Genomic DNA, 15906 nt, shown 5'->3' with positions numbered 1-15906 from the left:
TGGCATGCAGCTCCAGCCCCGGCTGATAATCGCCCTTGCGGTTGCCTTCCCGGTCGATGCCCATGTCGCCGGTGGCCACGCCCTTCACGCTGCCATCTTCATGATAGAGGATTTCCGCCGCCGCAAAACCGGGGAAGATTTCCACGCCCAGCCCCTCGGCCTGCTCCGCCAGCCAGCGACAGAGGTTGCCCAGCGACCCGGTATAAGTGCCCTTATTGTGCATCCAGCCCGGCGTCAGCAGGTGCGGCATCGCGATCTTGCCGGTCTTCGTCAGCATCCAGTGCTGGTTGTCCGTCACCGGCACATCGGCCAGCGAACAGCCCGTCTCGCGCCAGTCGGGCAGCAATTCGTCGAGCGCCCTGGGATCGATCACCGCGCCAGAGAGAATATGGGCGCCGATTTCCGACCCCTTCTCCAGCACGCACACCGACACGTCGCTCCCCGCAGCCTCCGCCAGCTGCTTGCACCGGATCGCCGCTGACAGACCCGCCGGCCCGCCGCCCACGATCACGATGTCATAGGGCATCGATTCCCGTTCGCTCATTCATCCCTCCATATCGGCGTCGGCAGGGTCGCGCCCCATCTTTTCCGATCGCCGTGTTACTCCAACCGTTTACCACCCAAGGCGATGAAGCAGCTTGACCCGGTCGTCAACCTCTGGCCCTAACAGGCGACGATGCGGGGATTATTGCAGAATGATGCGGCAGTATCCGCCGATGCCTATCTGGCATGGTGGCAACTGGCCGGGGTGGATGGTGCCGTAACGGAAGCGCCGGTGAACTGGCTGCGTCCGGCTCCCGCGCGATCGGCACCTATGAATGAGGCCGTCTCGACCGCCTCTGTGGTAGAAAAGCCCCGGACGCTCGAATCGTTCCTTGCCTGGCTTGCCGATGATCCCGCCCAGCCCGAACGGCGCTGGTCCGGCACACAGATTGCGCCGGTCGGCAAAGCGCAGGCCGCGCTGATGGTCGTCACCGATCTGCCCGACCCGGCCGATCTTTCCGAAGGCCGGCTGCTGGCCGATCGTGCCGGTCTGCTGTTCGACGCCATGCTCCGCGCCATCGGCCTCGACCGGGACGCCATTCACCTCGCCTCGCTCTTCACCGCCCGCCCCCCCGGCGGCATGGTGGAGGCATCGGACCTTGCCACCGCCGCCGATCGCATGCGCACCCATGTCGCGCTGGCTCAGCCGCGTCGGCTGTTGCTGCTCGGCGATCGGACGATCCGTGCGCTGCTTCCGACCAGCGACGGCCCATACGCGCAGTCCCCCGCCAGCGGTTTACGCGACTTTAACCATGATGGCGGCAATGTGCCCGCCATTGCCACATTCCATCCCCGGCTGCTGCTGACCCAGCCCGCGGCCAAGGCGGAATGCTGGCGTATTTTGCAAAGCCTGATCGAGGAAGCCCGTCCGTGATTCGTGCCGCGACCCAAATATCCCGTCTTGCCCTCATCGCGATGGGCCTCGCTGCCACGCTTCCCGCCAAGGCCGAAACCACCCCGGTCCTCCCCTCCGCCCTTCCCGTCGAAGCTTCCCCGTTGCAACTGAGCGACGGCGACAAGGCCCGCTATCGCGCCATCTTCTCCGCGATCGCCGCCCAACAGTGGAACGACGCAAAGGCGATGATCGCCGCGCTCGACAGCCAGGACGCCGTCCGCCCGCTCGCCCTGTCCGAACTCTATCTCGCCAAGGGATCGCCCAAGGTCGAACTGTTCGACCTGCTCGACCTCGTCAACAAGGCCGCCTGGCTGCCCAAGGCCGACCAGCTTTCCCGTCTGGCCCAGCGTCGCGGCGCCACCATCCTGCCCACCCTGCCGCAAATCCAGAAGATGGTCTGGCTGGGCGCCGCCCCGCGCCGCCAATATGTTGCCGCCGTGAAGACCGATGTCGCCGCGCAGGCCCTCGCCGGCCAGATCCAGACCTATGTCAAGAATGACGATCCGATCGGCGCCGAAGCCCTGCTCGGCACCGGCGAAGCCGGCCTCACCAATGAAGGCCTGACCGAAGTGCGCCAGCGCGTCGCATGGGCCTATTATATCGAAAATGACGACACCAACGCCCGCCGCATGGCTGCGCGCGCGCTGGAAACCCGCACCGGCGGCGACTGGACCGTGCAGGCGCACTGGACCACCGGCCTCGCCGCATGGCGCCAGAATGATTGCCGCACCGCCGCCCCCGCCTTCGCCAATGTCGCCGCTCTCGCCGGCGATGCCGACATGCGTTCGGCCGGCGCCTATTGGGCCTCGCGCGCCTATATGGTCTGCGGCGAAGCGGAGAAGGTCGCCAGTTACCTGAAGCAGGCCGCCCGCTCCGACGAAACCTTCTACGGCCTGCTCGCCCGTGAATCGCTCGGCCTGCCGCTCGGTGGCGCACCGGTAGGCAGCCGCTTCGGCGCTCTGGAGTGGCAGAAGCTCAAGTCCAGCCCCAATGCCCGCGCCGCCATCGCTCTGTCCGCGATCGGCGACAATAGCCGCGCCGACGAACTCATCCGCTATCAGGCAAAGATCGGCGGCAGCGATCAATATGACGCGCTGCTCCGCCTCGCCAGCGCCCTGAACCTGCCCGCCACCCAGCTCTGGCTCGCCCATAACGGCCCGGCCGGCAAGCAGCCCGACAGCTTCGCCCGCTTCCCCGCGCCCGACTGGCGCCCCGATGGCGGCTGGCGCGTCGATCCCTCGCTCATCTACGCCCATACGTTGCAGGAATCCGGCTTCCGCTCCGATGTGGTCAGCAGCGCCGGCGCGCGCGGCCTGATGCAGGTGCGTCCCGGCACCGCCGGCGATGTCGGCCTCGCCAACGCATCGCAACTGTTCGTGCCGTCGACCAACATGGAATATGGCCAGCGCTACCTCGAATCCCTGCGCGACATGAGCGCCACCGGCGGCCTGCTGCCCAAGGTGATGGCGGCCTACAACGCCGGCCCGCTGCCGGTTGATCGCTGGAATACGCAGGTCCATGACAAGGGCGATCCGCTGCTCTTCATGGAATCTCTGCCCTATTATGAAACCCGCGCCTACGTGAACATCGTCATGCGCAACTATTGGATGTACCAGATTCAGGCGAAGGGCAGCGCCGATTGCCTGACGGGCATGGCGCAGGGGATGTGGCCGACCTTCCCCAATGCCAAGGGCGTGAAACTCGTTCGCCTCAGCAAGGCTGACGGTCGTGGTTCTATGGGCGGCGGCTCGGACTGATGCCGATCGACGAGAGCCGGGCCTTCATCCCGGTTCGCATCGCCGTGCTGACCGTATCGGACACGCGCGGTCTGGCCGAGGATCGCTCCGGCGACGCGCTGGTCGAGCGGCTGGAGAGCGCAGGCCATATCCTCGCAGCCCGCTATATCGAGCGAGACGACCGCGCCGCCATCGTCGCCCGCCTCCATGCGTGGATCGATGATCCCGAAATCGACGTCATCCTCACCACCGGCGGCACCGGCGTTACAGGTCGCGACGTCACGCCCGAAGCGCTGGCACAGGTGCAGGACAAGGAAATCCCCGGTTTCGGCGAACTGTTCCGTTGGCTGAGTTTCCAGAGCATCGGCACCTCCACCATCCAGTCCCGCGCCACCGCCTGCGTCGCGCGCGGCACCTATATCTTCGCGCTGCCCGGCTCCACCGGCGCGGTGAAGGACGCCTGGGACGGTATCTTCGTCACCCAGTTGGACAGTCGTTTCCGCCCCTGCAATTTCGTGGAACTCATGCCCCGCCTCACGGAGCGGTAAACCGGGCAGCGATGAATCGCGATCCCTTTCCCCCGTTCGGCCCTTCGACAAGCTCAGCAGAGCCTGTCGAAGCCTATCTTGCTTCTTCCCGGAACATCCCGCCCCATCATTCCGGACAGCCACGATAAGATAATTAGTTAGCTAACTAAATAAAATTGCCATATCGATTCACCTGTCTCACTCGCTGTCTCACTTTGACTTTTTGTTCGTGATATGTTCTTATCAATCATGGCTATCGAAAAGGGCAGAGGCGCAACGCTCAACGGCGATAGCCGCCGCTTCAACCTGCCTCAACGCGAAGCGGATGGCGACTGGCTGGACGCGCTCGCCGACATAGACGGCCCGCTCCCCCGCACCCGCACGCAGGTGACGGTCGAACATCCCCGCACCATCATCACCCGCAACCAGTCCCCCGACATCGGCTTCAGCCAGTCGATCAACGCCTATCGCGGCTGCGAACATGGCTGCATCTATTGCTTCGCCCGGCCCTCCCATGCCTATCATGACCTGTCACCCTGCCTCGACTTCGAAACGAAACTCTTCGCCAAGCCCGACGCCGCCAGACTGCTCCGCGCCGAACTGTCGAAGAAGACCTACGCCGTCGCCCCGATCGCCATGGGCACCAACACCGATCCCTATCAGCCGATCGAAAAGGACTGGCGCATCACGCGCTCCATCCTAGAGATCATGGTCGAAACCCGCCACCCGACCTACATCACCACCAAGTCCGATCGCATCCTGCGCGACATTGACCTGCTGGCCGATCTGGCGCGGGACGGTCTGGTCGCCGTGGTCCTCTCCGTCACCAGCCTCGACCCCGCCGTCGCCCGAACATTGGAGCCCCGCGCGCCCCATCCACTCCGCCGGGTGGAAGCGATCCGCCAACTGGCCGAGGCCGGCGTCCCCGTCACCGCCAGCATATCGCCCATCATCCCCGCCATCACCGACCATGAGATCGAAGCGCTGGTCGCCCGCGTCGCTGCGGCAGGCGCCCGCGAAGTCACCTATATCCCCGTCCGCCTGCCGCACGAAGTCGCCCCGCTGTTCCGTGCCTGGCTGGAGGCCCATTATCCCGATCGCGCCGGCAAGGTGATGGCCATCATCCGCGATTTGCGCGGCGGGCGGGACAATGATCCGGATTTCGGCACCCGCATGCGCGGACAGGGCGTCTGGGCCGACCTCATCCGCACCCGCTTCCTCAAGGCCCGCAAACGCGCCGGGCTGGGCGCGGACCGCCTGACCCTGCGCACCGACCTCTTCCGCCCACCCGAGGGCGCACAAATGCGGCTGTTTTAGGCTGGCATGGGTGGAGAGCGGCCATTCCCCTCCCGCCTGCGGGAGGGGCAGCGAGACTTGCGCGCGCAGCGCGTTAGTCGCAGCGGGGTGGGCTGTCGCGACGTCCAGTCCACCCCCTAGCCCCCTCCCGTAAACGGGAGGGGGAACATGTCCACTTCTGGTTGATACGAGACATATCCTATTTCGTCATGCCGGGCTTGAACCGGCATCCCGCTTTCTCCGCACACGCCAGAAGAAACGGGGCCCCGGATCAAGTCCGGGGTGACGGAAATTGGTCGAAACCTGCCTCTGTCCCCTCACCCCGCCAATCGCATCGCCGACCGTCGCATCTTGGTGCGATAGCCATCCGCCTTCACATCCATCCTCTCGAAGCTGTGAACCGTCAGCCCGCGGATCGTGGCAATCGCATCCACCTGATCCGCGCCCAGACTATATTGATCGCCCAGGAACAGGCGTGCCGCCCGCCCGTCGCCCACCGGCGCGCGAAGGAACACCTCGCTGCGCCCTCCGCCCGCGCCCGCCAGCAGCGTCGCCAGCGCCTCGACCGCCTGCACCGTGTCGATATCGACCGTTAGTTCCATCCGCGATGCGCTTGCGATCGCGCGGAACGGCTCGGCCCCGCGCACGGTGACGCGCGGCGTCTCCTCGCCCGGCAGCCGGTCCAGTTCCACGATCAGCAGCGCGCAATCGCCGTCCTTCGACAATTCCTCGATCGCCTTGCACGCTTCTTCGTCAAAGCAACTGGCCTGAAACTGCCCGCTCTGGTCGGAGAAGGTAGCGTTGGCGTAGCGCGCCCCCCGCTTCGTCTCGCGCCAGCGCACATCCTCGACCATCGCGGCCATGATCGTCATGCACCGCCCTTCGGCATTGGGTGCGGGCATGGGCGACTGGCACACCAGACCATAGCTTTTCGCGCCGCGCGCATCGGCCAGATGCTTATAGCGATCGACCGGATGGGCCGAGAAATAGAAGCCGAACGCCTCCTTTTCCTGCTCCATCTCCTTCGCTTTTGGCCATTGTGTAGCGGGCTTCAGCTTGATTGGTGCTGTCTCACCGTTCCCACTGTGAAGAAAATCAACTTGAGCACTATTCTTCGCTTCATATGCGGCGGCACAATGAGCCAGAATATTTTCGGCGTTCTCGAACAAAACGGCTTTGGGAATGTCCCAATCCTGAAATGCATTCGCAGAAACGAGACTCTCAAACTGTTTTCTGTTTAGATGACGCGGCTCAATTCGTTGAATGAACTGATCCAGCGACTTGAACGGCCCGCCCTTGTCGCGCTCCTCGACCAGCTGCTCCATCGCCTTTTCGCCGACGCCCTTCAGGCCGCCCAGCGCATAGCGCACGGCGAAACCAAGCCGCGCATCCTCGCCTTCATGGGGTACGGCCTCGACGGTAAAGTCCGCCTCGCTGCGGTTGAGGTCGGTGGGCAGGCAACTCAGCCCCATGCGCCGCATATCATCGACGAACACGGTCAGTTTTTCGGTCAGATGGATATCGAACGCCATCGACCCGGCATAGAATTCCGCCGGATAATGCGCCTTCAGCCACGCCGTCTGATAGGCGAGCAGGGCGTAAGCCGCCGCGTGCGATTTGTTGAAGCCGTAGCCCGCAAATTTGTCGATCAAGTCGAACAGTTCGTTCGCCTTGGCGGGCTTGATGTCGCTCTTGGCACAGCCCTCCACGAAGCGGGAGCGCTGCGCGTCCATCTCCGCCTTGACCTTCTTGCCCATGGCGCGGCGCAGAAGGTCGGCGTCGCCCAGCGAATAGCCCGCCAGGATCTGCGCGGCCTGCATCACCTGTTCCTGATAGACGAAGATGCCGTATGTTTCTTCGAGGATCGGTTTCAGCAAAATATGCGGATATTCAATCTCTTCCTGCCCGTTCTTGCGACGGCCGAACATCGGGATATTGTCCATCGGGCCGGGGCGATAGAGTGACACCAGCGCGATGATGTCACCAAAATTGGTCGGGCGTACGGCGGCCAGCGTCTTGCGCATGCCTTCCGATTCCAGCTGGAACACGCCGACCGTGTCACCGCGCTGGAGCAGTTCGTAGACCGCCTCGTCATCCCAGGCGAGCGTGTCGAGGTCGACATGCACGCCCCGCCCCGCCAGCAACTGCACCGTCTTTTGCAACACCGACAGGGTCTTCAAACCCAGAAAGTCGAACTTCACCAGTCCGGCGCCCTCGACATATTTCATGTCGAACTGCGTCACCGGCATGTCCGATCGCGGATCGCGGTAGAGTGGTACCAGTTGCTGCAACGGCCGGTCGCCGATCACCACGCCCGCCGCATGGGTGGAACTGTGGCGCGGGAAACCCTCCAGCTTCATCGCATAGTCGATCAGGCGGCGGACCTGATTGTCATTGTCATATTCCGCCTTGAACTCGCTGACGCCATTCAGCGACCGTTCCAGCGTCCAGGGATCGGTCGGATGGTTCGGCACCAGCTTGGCCAGCCTGTCCACCTGACCATAGCTCATCTGCAACACGCGACCGGTGTCCTTCAGCACCGCTCGCGCCTTCAGCTTACCGAAGGTGATGATCTGCGCCACATGGTCCGCGCCATATTTCTGCTGGACGTAACGGATCACCTCACCGCGCCGGGTTTCGCAAAAGTCGATGTCGAAGTCGGGCATCGACACACGTTCCGGGTTCAGGAAGCGTTCGAACAGCAGCCCCAGTTGCAGCGGATCTAGGTCGGTAATCGTCAGCGCCCATGCCACCAGCGATCCCGCGCCGGAGCCACGGCCCGGTCCCACCGGAATGTCATGATCCTTCGCCCATTTGATGAAGTCGGCCACGATCAGGAAGTAACCGGGGAATCCCATCTGGATGATGATGTCCGTCTCGAACTTCAGCCGGTCGAAATAGGGCTGGCGCGCTTCCGGACCGATGATCCCCGCTTTCTCCAGACGCGCCTCCAGTCCCGCCGCCGCCTGCTCGCGCAGCATCACGCCCTCGCCCTCGATATCGCCGGCCAGGCTTGGCAGGATTGGCTTGCGCTTGGGCGCGGCAATGGCGCAGCGTTGTGCGACGACCAGCGTATTGGCCAGCGCCTCCGGCAGATCCTCGAACAGCCGCTTCATCTCGCCCACCGGCTTCATCCATGCATCGGGGGAGCTGGTGCGACGATCGGGCGTCTCGACATAGGCGCTGTCGGCGATGCAGAGCATCACGTCATGCGCCTCATGAAAATGCGGCTCGGCAAAGCAGGTCGGGTTGGTCGCGACCAAAGGCAGCCCGCGATCATAGGCCAGATCGAGCAGTTGCGGCTCCGCCTTCCCCTCCGCCGGGTCCAGCCGCCGGCAAATCTCGATATAGAGCCGGTCCGGGAACAACGCTTCCAACCGCTCGACATAGGCGACCGCCGCGTCCGGCTGATCCTCCGCGAACAGCCGCGCCAGCGCGCCTTCGCCGCCCGCCGTCAGCGCGATGACGCCGTCGGTCCGCCCCTCCAGCGCTTCGATGGTGACATGGGGCACTTCTTCGACAGGCCGGTCCAGATGCGCCATCGACACCAGCGCGCAAATATTGTCATAACCGCCGGCATCCTGCGCATAGAGCGCGATCCAGTCATGCACCGGCGGCGCATTGGCGGGACGACCGGGCCGCAAAATGCCCAGCATCGCGCCGATGATCGGTTGCACGCCTTCATCCTTGCATCCGTCGGAAAAGGCCATGGACCCATACAGCCCGTTCCGATCCGTGATCGCAGCCGCCGGAAAGCCCAAAGCCTTGGCCTGCTTGGCGATCTTCTTCGGATCGATCGCCCCTTCCAGCATGGTGAAGGACGAAAAAACGCGCAGCGGTACAAACGGAGCATGAGGCATGAAAGCTAATCTAGGGATGCCGCGCGATTCGGCCCAGCCCCCGCGCGACGAAATCTGTGGGTAAAGCGGCCCGGTGCCATCCCGGATCGCCAACATCCTTAACCGCCAACATCCTTAACCGAATGCCAACCTGTCCGCGCTACACTCGGTCGCATCATGCGTCTGTCCACCATCACCAACTGGGCCTATGGAGCCACCGTCGCCCTGACCCTCGCCTCGGGCGCCACCATGTTGCTGGCCTCGGGTGCCGAAGAACGGGAACGCGCCGCCGTCGCCCAGCGCGCCACCTTCGATCAGGCCACCGCCACGCTGGAGGAGGATGTCTATCGCCTCACCGAGCAGGCACGCGGCTTCATCATCAGCGGCGATCCCAGCCATCTGATCGCCTATCGCCGCGAAAAGGAAGCACTGAAATCGGTCGAGCAGCGCATCGCCCATCTGCGCGACGCCGGCGCCAATGAGGCTGAACTGGCCGCGCTTGGCCAGGCGCTGCATTGGTCCGATGCGCTCACCGACGAGCAGGATGCCGCCATCCGCGCCGCGCAATCGGGCGACGACAAGACCGGCCGCACGATCCTGTTCGGCGACGAATATGGTCGCGAACTGGACCGCGTCGCCGCGCAGGTCGGCAAATTCCAATATATGCTCGACCAGCGCACCGACCATGCCGTGACCCGCGCCACCGACACCGCCCGCCAATGGCGCACCATGTCGGAAGTCATGCTCGGCATTACCGCCCTGCTGTTCCTGTGCGTCCTCTATTTCGTGCTGAAACAACGCATCCTGCATCCCGTCGTACGCCTCAGCGACGTCGTCACCCGCCTCGCCGCGCAGGATTGGGACGCAATCCCGCCGGATAGTGCCCATGTCGATGAGATTGGCGACATGGCGCAGGCGATCCGCATTTTCCGCGAAAACGGTCTGGAACGGCAAAGGCTGGAGCAGGAGCGCGACACCGATCGCACCATGCGCGACCTCCTCTCGCGCCTGACCCAGCGCTTGCAAGGCTGCGACAGCGTCCATGATCTGGTGGAGGTCGTCCGCCGCTTCGCGCCTGAAATCGCGCCCGATTTCCCCGGTCGCCTCTATATTCACGACGTCCGCCGCAACGCCATGACGCAAGCCTGCGACTGGCTCTCGCCCGCTTATTCCCGCACGGAATTTCCGCCCTCGGCCTGCTGGGCGCTGCGCCGTGGCCAGACCCATCGCCCGATCGGTGAGATGGTGGATATTCCCTGCGATCATCTCGACGCCAACGGTCCGATCAGTACCCTCTGCATCCCGCTCGCAGCGCAGGGCGAAAGCATCGGCATGCTCTATTATGAGGAGCCGGCGCAAGCCAGTGCCAGCCATCTGGAGCGCACTGGCAAATATCTGGAGATGCTGGCCGAAAATATCGGCCTCGCCCTCGCCAACCTCCGCCTGCGCGACGTGCTGCGCGACATGGCGATGGCCGACGCGCTGACCGGCCTGCCCAATCGCCGCCAGTTCGACATATTGAACCAGACGCTGGTGAGCGAGGCGGAACGCAACCAGTCGCCACTCTCCTGCCTGATGGTCGATATCGACCATTTCAAGCGGTTCAACGACAGTTTCGGCCATGATGCCGGCGACGCCGTCCTGCGCGCGGTCGGCACCGCGCTGGCCGACTCGCTGCGGGAAAACGGCCATGCCTTCCGCCTCGGCGGGGAGGAATTCGTCATCCTGATGCCAGGCTTCAGCCTCGATCAGGCACTCGGTCGCGCCATCCAGATCCAGCGCCGCATCCAGGATCTGCGGATCGAACATCGTGGCCGGGAACTGGGCGCGATCACCGCCAGCTTCGGCCTTGCGACCTTCCCCGACCATGGCCGGGCCGGCCGCCTGCTTCAGACCGCCGACGCCGCCCTGCTTCGCGCCAAGGCGGAAGGGCGGGACCGCGTGCTGGTCGCCACCGTCCGCGACGGGGCATCGGCAGCGGCTTAAGCCCCCTCCAGCACCCCTTCGTGCAACCGGACCACCCGGTCCATCTTCTGGGCCAGCCGCTCATTATGGGTCGCCACCAGAGCGGCCGACCCTTCTTCGCGCACCAGCCGCAGGAATTCGGCCAGCACCACATCAGCCGTCCGCTCGTCCAGATTGCCGGTCGGCTCGTCCGCCAGCACCAGCGCAGGCCGGTTGGCCAGCGCCCGTGCCACAGCCACGCGCTGCTGCTCGCCGCCCGACAACTGGCTCGGTCGATGGTCCAGCCGATGACCCAGCCCCAGCGACGTCAGCAGCGACTCCGCCCGTGCCTTGGCACTTTCCATATCCTTGTCGCGGATCACTTGCGGCAGGATGACATTCTCGGTCGCGTTGAAATCCGGCAGCAGATGGTGGAATTGATAGACAAAGCCCAGCGCGTCACGGCGCAGCCGCGTACGCCCGTCATTGTCCAGCTTCGCCGCTTCCTCGCCGTCGATGCGGATCGACCCGTCGAACCCGCCCTCCAGCAGCCCGACCGCCTGCAACAAAGTCGACTTGCCCGATCCCGAAGGCCCCAGCAGCGCCACGATCTCGCCCGGCCCGACATTCAGGTCGACACCGCGCAGCACGTCGATGGTCACGCCGCCCTGCGTGAAACTGCGGGCAAGGCCGGTTACCTTGAGAATATCATTCATAACGCAGCACCTGCACGGGATCGGTATTGGCAGCCTTGAAAGCCGGATAAAGCGTGGCGAGGAAGCTGAACACCAGCGCCATGATACAAATAGTGGCGATCTCCACCGGATCGGGCTTGGACGGCAGCTCGGTCAGGAAGCGGATGGAAGGATCCCACAAATTCTGGCCCGTCACGAACTGGACGAAATTCACCACGCTCTGGCGGAAGAAGAGGAAAGTGAAGCCGACGATCATGCCCGTCACCATGCCCAGCGTGCCGATCGTCACGCCCACGGTCATGAAAATCTTGACCAGCCCGACCCGGCTCGCGCCCATCGTCCGCAGGATCGCGATGTCCCGCGTCTTGGCCCGTACCAGCATGATCAGCGAGGACAGGATGTTGAACACCGCCACCAGCACGATGATGGACAGCACGACGAACATCGCCACCCGCTCCACCGCCAGCGCCTCAAACAACGACGCATTCATCTGCCGCCAGTCGGTCACGACCGCCCGGCCGGCAACCTTCCCGGCCAGCGGTTCCAATATCTGGCCCACCTTGTCCGCATTGACCGTCTCGATCTCGATCATGCCGACCTTGTCGCCCAGCAGCAGCAAAGTCTGCGCATCCTCCATCGGCATCACGACCATCGCCTTGTCATAGTCGTAGACGCCAACCTCGAAGATGGCAGCGACCTGATACGCTACCTGGCGCGGCACCGTGCCGAACGGCGTGGACCGGCCGGCGGGATTGATGATGGTCAGGCTGTCGCCCAACTGGATACCCAGATTTTCCGCCAGCCGCGACCCGATGCCGATCTTGCCGCCATTGGCGACCAGATTGTTCATATTGCCGGCCAATACCTTGCTCTTCAGCGTCTTGTTGCTGCGAATATCAGGTACGGTCATGCCGCGCACCAGGATCGCCTCCACGCGCCCGTCGAAAGTCGCCAGCAGCGGCTGGTCGATCATCGGCGTGGCACTGGTGACCCCCGGCGTAGCTTTGGCTTCTTTCAGGATCGACTGCCAGTCGGGCAGCCGCCCGCCATATCCCTGCACCACGGCATGGCCATTGAGGCCGACAATCTTGTCAAACAGTTCGGCGCGAAAGCCGTTCATGACGCTCATCACAATGATGAGCGCGGCGACACCCAGCATGACCGCCACCAGGCTGATGCCGGCGACGAGGAAGATGAACCCCTCGCCCTTGCCCGGCAGCAGGTAGCGCTTGGCGATCATGCGTTCGTAACGGGATAGAATCATGTGGCGCGGACGGCCCTTTGATGATGGTTCGGCAAGACGGTCTAGGGATCGCCCTGCATAACGGCAAGCATTGCCGAATTGTTGCATCGCCGCCACAGGGGCGGACCGAAAATCACAGCGCCCCGATTTTGCCCGTGACAGCGGCCTGCGCCAGTCATAGCAAGGCTTCGGAAGCACAGGTGAAAGGCCGTGGTTCAGGGATACTGCATCCCGCTTCGAGCTTAGGGGGCTGAGAAGCGGTTGAGGCAGGCCAAGGGGGAGACGAGCAATCGTCCATTAAGCACCCGGATCATGAAAACATGATCCGGGTGCTTTTTATTTGGGCTGTCCTATCCCGCTCTCTTCTTGCATCTTTCTGTCCGATCGTGCGTCACCATGTAAAATCCCACCGACTTTACGATAGGATCAGCGGCGCGCAACTTCATGACGAAACCTGCCGGAAATGTGCGAAGTTAAGGCGCCATTTTCCAACATGGCGCCTCCCCTTGAAAGCCGGGTCGCCACGACCATATCCATATTTGTCCAGCCGCCACATGGGGCCGGACATATCATCGCCGGACGCCGCAGATCGGGTCCGGTACGTGCATCTGCCCTTTGGGAGATTATGACTATGCGTGGTTTCGACCTCACCCCTTATCGCCGCTCCACCGTTGGCTTCGATCGTCTGTTCGACCTGATCGAGAACAATGCCCGGCTGGCGCAGGGCGACAATTACCCCCCTTTCAACATCGAACGCCTGTCGGAAGACCGCTACCGCGTGACGCTGGCCGTCGCCGGCTTCCGACCGGAGGAAATCGACATCACCGCGCAGCAGAACCTGCTCCAGGTGATCGGGCGCAAGGATGACGCCTCGTCGGCGGATCGCTCCAAATTCCTCCATGTCGGCATCGCCAACCGCAGTTTTGAGCGCCGCTTCGAACTCGCCGATTTCGTCCGCGTCGAAAAGGCGGACCTTGCCGATGGCCTGCTGACGATCGAGCTGGTGCGCGAAGTGCCCGAAGCAATGAAGCCCAAGAAGATCGCCGTCAACGGCGGTCAACTGGTCGACATCAACAAGGACCGCGACGCCGCCTGATCCAGCTCTGCTGAAAAGACGAAGGGCGCGTGCCGCAAGGCCGCGCCCTTTTCATTGCCCTGTCGCTATGCGTCAGATTTCGACCTGGCTGCCCAGTTCCACCACGCGGTTCGTCGGCAGGCGGAAGAATTCCATCGCACTTTCCGCATTGCGCAGCATCCAGGCGAAGATTTTCTCCCGCCATAGCGGCATGCCCGGCTTGGCCGACGGCAGTAGTGTCTGGCGCGCCAGGAAGAAGCTGGTATCCATCATCTTGAACGCCTGACCACAGCCCGTGACATTCTTGAGCGCGGCCGGCACGTCAGGCTCCTGCATGAAGCCATATTGCAGCACCATGCGGAAGAAGCCGCGGCCCAGATCTTCCAGCTTGCACCGGCCATCATCCTCGACGAACGGTACATTCTTGATCTTCACGGTCAGCAGGATGACTCGCTCGTGCAGTACCTTGTTATGCTTCAGATTATGAAGCAGCGCATGGGGGACACCGTCAGGCGTGGAGGTCATGAACACGGCCGTACCCGGCACGCGCACCGCGCTGTTGGCGGCGGACGCCACGAACACCGGTATCGGCATGGCCGCCTCGCGCAACCGGTCCTGCACCAGCCGGCGCCCGCGCGACCAGGTGGTCAGCAAAGTGAAGACAATGAAACCGATCAGCAGCGGGAACCAGCCGCCATCGGGCACCTTGGTCAGGTTCGCGGCCAGATAGGCGCCGTCCACCAGATAGAAGACCGTCAGCAGTGGGGCTGCATAATACCATTTCCAGTGCCACAGGTGGTAGAGCACCACCGTCAGCAGGACGTTGTCGATAAACATCGCGCCCGTCACCGCAATGCCATAGGCGGCGGTCAGGTTGGACGATGTCTGGAACACCAGCACCAGCAGGATCACCATCACCATCAGCCCCCAGTTGATGAGGGGGATGTAGATCTGCCCGGCGGTCGACGCACTGGTATGTTCGATCCGCAGGCGCGGCATGAAGCCCAGTTGGATCGCCTGCTGGGTGACGGAAAAGGCGCCGGATATCACCGCCTGCGACGCGATGATCGCGGCCAGTGTCGCCAGCACGATCAGAGGCAACTGCCCCCATTGCGGCGCAAGATTATAGAAGGGACTGTGCAGCGCGGCCGCGCCTTCGCGGAACAGCAGCGCGCCCTGCCCCATATAGTTCAGCATCAGCGCCGGCAGCACGAAGGCGAGCCAGGACACGCGGATCGGATTCCGCCCGAAATGCCCCATATCGGCGTAGAGCGCTTCGGCCCCCGTCACCGCCAGCACCACAGACCCCAGCGCCAGGAAAGCCGGCAGCGGATCGGTGGCGAAGAACATCACCGCCCAATAAGGGTTGAAGGCATAAAGGATGCCCGGCGTCTTGATGATCGAGATCACGCCCAGCGCCGCGATCGTGATGAAATAGGTCAGCATGATCGGGCCAAAGAAGGCCGCGACCCGGTTGGTGCCCAGCCCCTGTATCCAGAACAGGCCGAGCAGGATGACGATCGCGATCGGCAGGATCGCCGGTGCCAGCGCCGGATTGTAGACAGTCAGGCCCTCGACCGCCGACAGCACCGACACCGCTGGCGTAATCATCGAGTCGCCGTAGAACAGCGCGGTCGCGAACACGCCCAGCAGCACGATGCCGCGAGACCAGCGCTGCGTCTTGGTCTGGCCGTTGATCAGCGCCAGCAGCGCCAGACTGCCGCCTTCGCCCTTGTTATCGGCGCGCATGATGATGCTGACATATTTCAGCGTCACCACCAGCATCATCGACCAGAACATCAGGCTGATCACGCCCAATATATGATCGGGGTCCAGCGTCAGGTGATGATGGCCATGGAAGGTTTCGCGAAAGGCATAGAGCGGGCTGGTGCCGATATCGCCGAAGACGATACCAATCGCCCCGACCACCAGTTTTACCGTTGCTTTCTGCCGCGCATGTCCATGACCGCCCTCTTCCTCATCGGAAGCCGGAGCGGTGTTGGGAAGGAGGTCAGCCATGAAGGATCATGCTCGTATCGACACCCAATAGGGGGCGAGTGGCGGAATAGCCCGCAAGACCCCTGTAAACCGCCGCGCCCTATCACGGCTCCGG

The 15906-nt window shown here is 63.5% G+C and carries 11 protein-coding genes; 6 read left to right on the top strand and 5 right to left on the bottom strand.

Annotation, left to right across the window (positions count from 1 at the left end):
* On the bottom strand, nucleotides 1-544 hold a 544-nt coding region (locus RQH62_RS15965; RefSeq protein ID WP_311269719.1), incomplete at its 3' end, for an NAD(P)/FAD-dependent oxidoreductase.
* Between the two features lie 132 nt (nucleotides 545-676).
* Here RQH62_RS15965 and RQH62_RS15960 point away from each other — a divergent pair.
* From RQH62_RS15960 to RQH62_RS15945, 4 genes are all read left to right on the top strand, one after another.
* Nucleotides 677-1417, top strand: a complete 741-nt coding sequence (locus tag RQH62_RS15960) for a uracil-DNA glycosylase family protein (RefSeq protein ID WP_311269718.1) — start codon at nucleotides 677-679, stop codon at nucleotides 1415-1417.
* A complete protein-coding gene (locus RQH62_RS15955) occupies nucleotides 1414-3195 on the top strand; it encodes a lytic transglycosylase domain-containing protein (protein ID WP_311269717.1) in 1782 nt (593 codons plus the stop codon). The genes RQH62_RS15960 and RQH62_RS15955 overlap by 4 nt, the downstream gene beginning before the upstream one ends.
* Nucleotides 3195-3722, top strand: a complete 528-nt coding sequence (moaB, locus tag RQH62_RS15950; RefSeq protein ID WP_311269716.1) for a molybdenum cofactor biosynthesis protein B — start codon at nucleotides 3195-3197, stop codon at nucleotides 3720-3722. The genes RQH62_RS15955 and moaB overlap by 1 nt, the downstream gene beginning before the upstream one ends.
* A gap of 228 nt (nucleotides 3723-3950) precedes the next feature.
* Nucleotides 3951-5018 carry a PA0069 family radical SAM protein gene (locus RQH62_RS15945; RefSeq protein ID WP_311269715.1) on the top strand — a complete coding sequence of 356 codons (1068 nt, stop codon included), beginning with the start codon at nucleotides 3951-3953 and terminating at the stop codon, nucleotides 5016-5018.
* Nucleotides 5019-5314: 296 nt separating this feature from the next.
* On the opposite strand, the gene dnaE is transcribed toward RQH62_RS15945, so the two are convergent.
* Entirely contained in the window at nucleotides 5315-8857 is a 3543-nt protein-coding gene (gene dnaE, locus RQH62_RS15940) for a DNA polymerase III subunit alpha (protein ID WP_311269714.1), read from the bottom strand.
* A 156-nt stretch (nucleotides 8858-9013) separates the two neighbouring features.
* Here dnaE and RQH62_RS15935 point away from each other — a divergent pair, with 156 nt between their 5' ends.
* Complete coding sequence (locus tag RQH62_RS15935) at nucleotides 9014-10822, top strand: diguanylate cyclase (RefSeq protein WP_311269713.1); 1809 nt, start codon at nucleotides 9014-9016, stop codon at nucleotides 10820-10822.
* On the opposite strand, the gene RQH62_RS15930 is transcribed toward RQH62_RS15935, so the two are convergent.
* Together RQH62_RS15930 and RQH62_RS15925 are read right to left on the bottom strand one after the other, a co-directional pair.
* A complete protein-coding gene (locus RQH62_RS15930) occupies nucleotides 10819-11496 on the bottom strand; it encodes an ABC transporter ATP-binding protein (protein ID WP_311269712.1) in 678 nt (225 codons plus the stop codon). The genes RQH62_RS15935 and RQH62_RS15930 overlap by 4 nt on opposite strands.
* Nucleotides 11489-12739: a lipoprotein-releasing ABC transporter permease subunit gene (locus tag RQH62_RS15925; protein WP_311269711.1), complete on the bottom strand. Its 1251-nt coding sequence runs from the start codon at nucleotides 12737-12739 to the stop codon at nucleotides 11489-11491. Before RQH62_RS15925 ends, RQH62_RS15930 begins: the two co-directional genes overlap by 8 nt.
* A gap of 610 nt (nucleotides 12740-13349) precedes the next feature.
* Between RQH62_RS15925 and RQH62_RS15920 the strand changes: the two genes are divergently transcribed.
* Nucleotides 13350-13814, top strand: coding sequence for an Hsp20 family protein (locus RQH62_RS15920; RefSeq protein WP_311269710.1), 465 nt, complete (start codon nucleotides 13350-13352; stop codon nucleotides 13812-13814).
* A gap of 72 nt (nucleotides 13815-13886) precedes the next feature.
* Here the strand turns inward: RQH62_RS15920 and RQH62_RS15915 are convergent, their stop codons facing one another.
* A complete protein-coding gene (locus RQH62_RS15915) occupies nucleotides 13887-15812 on the bottom strand; it encodes a potassium transporter Kup (protein WP_311269709.1) in 1926 nt (641 codons plus the stop codon).
* Between the last annotated feature and the right edge of the window lie 94 nt (nucleotides 15813-15906).

Origin of the sequence: Sphingobium sp. WCS2017Hpa-17, from assembly GCF_031843765.1 — a bacterium.
Classification (GTDB): domain Bacteria; phylum Pseudomonadota; class Alphaproteobacteria; order Sphingomonadales; family Sphingomonadaceae; genus Sphingobium.
Note: the sequence above shows the minus strand (reverse complement) of the source record. Positions and strands in the feature narration are given on the sequence as shown.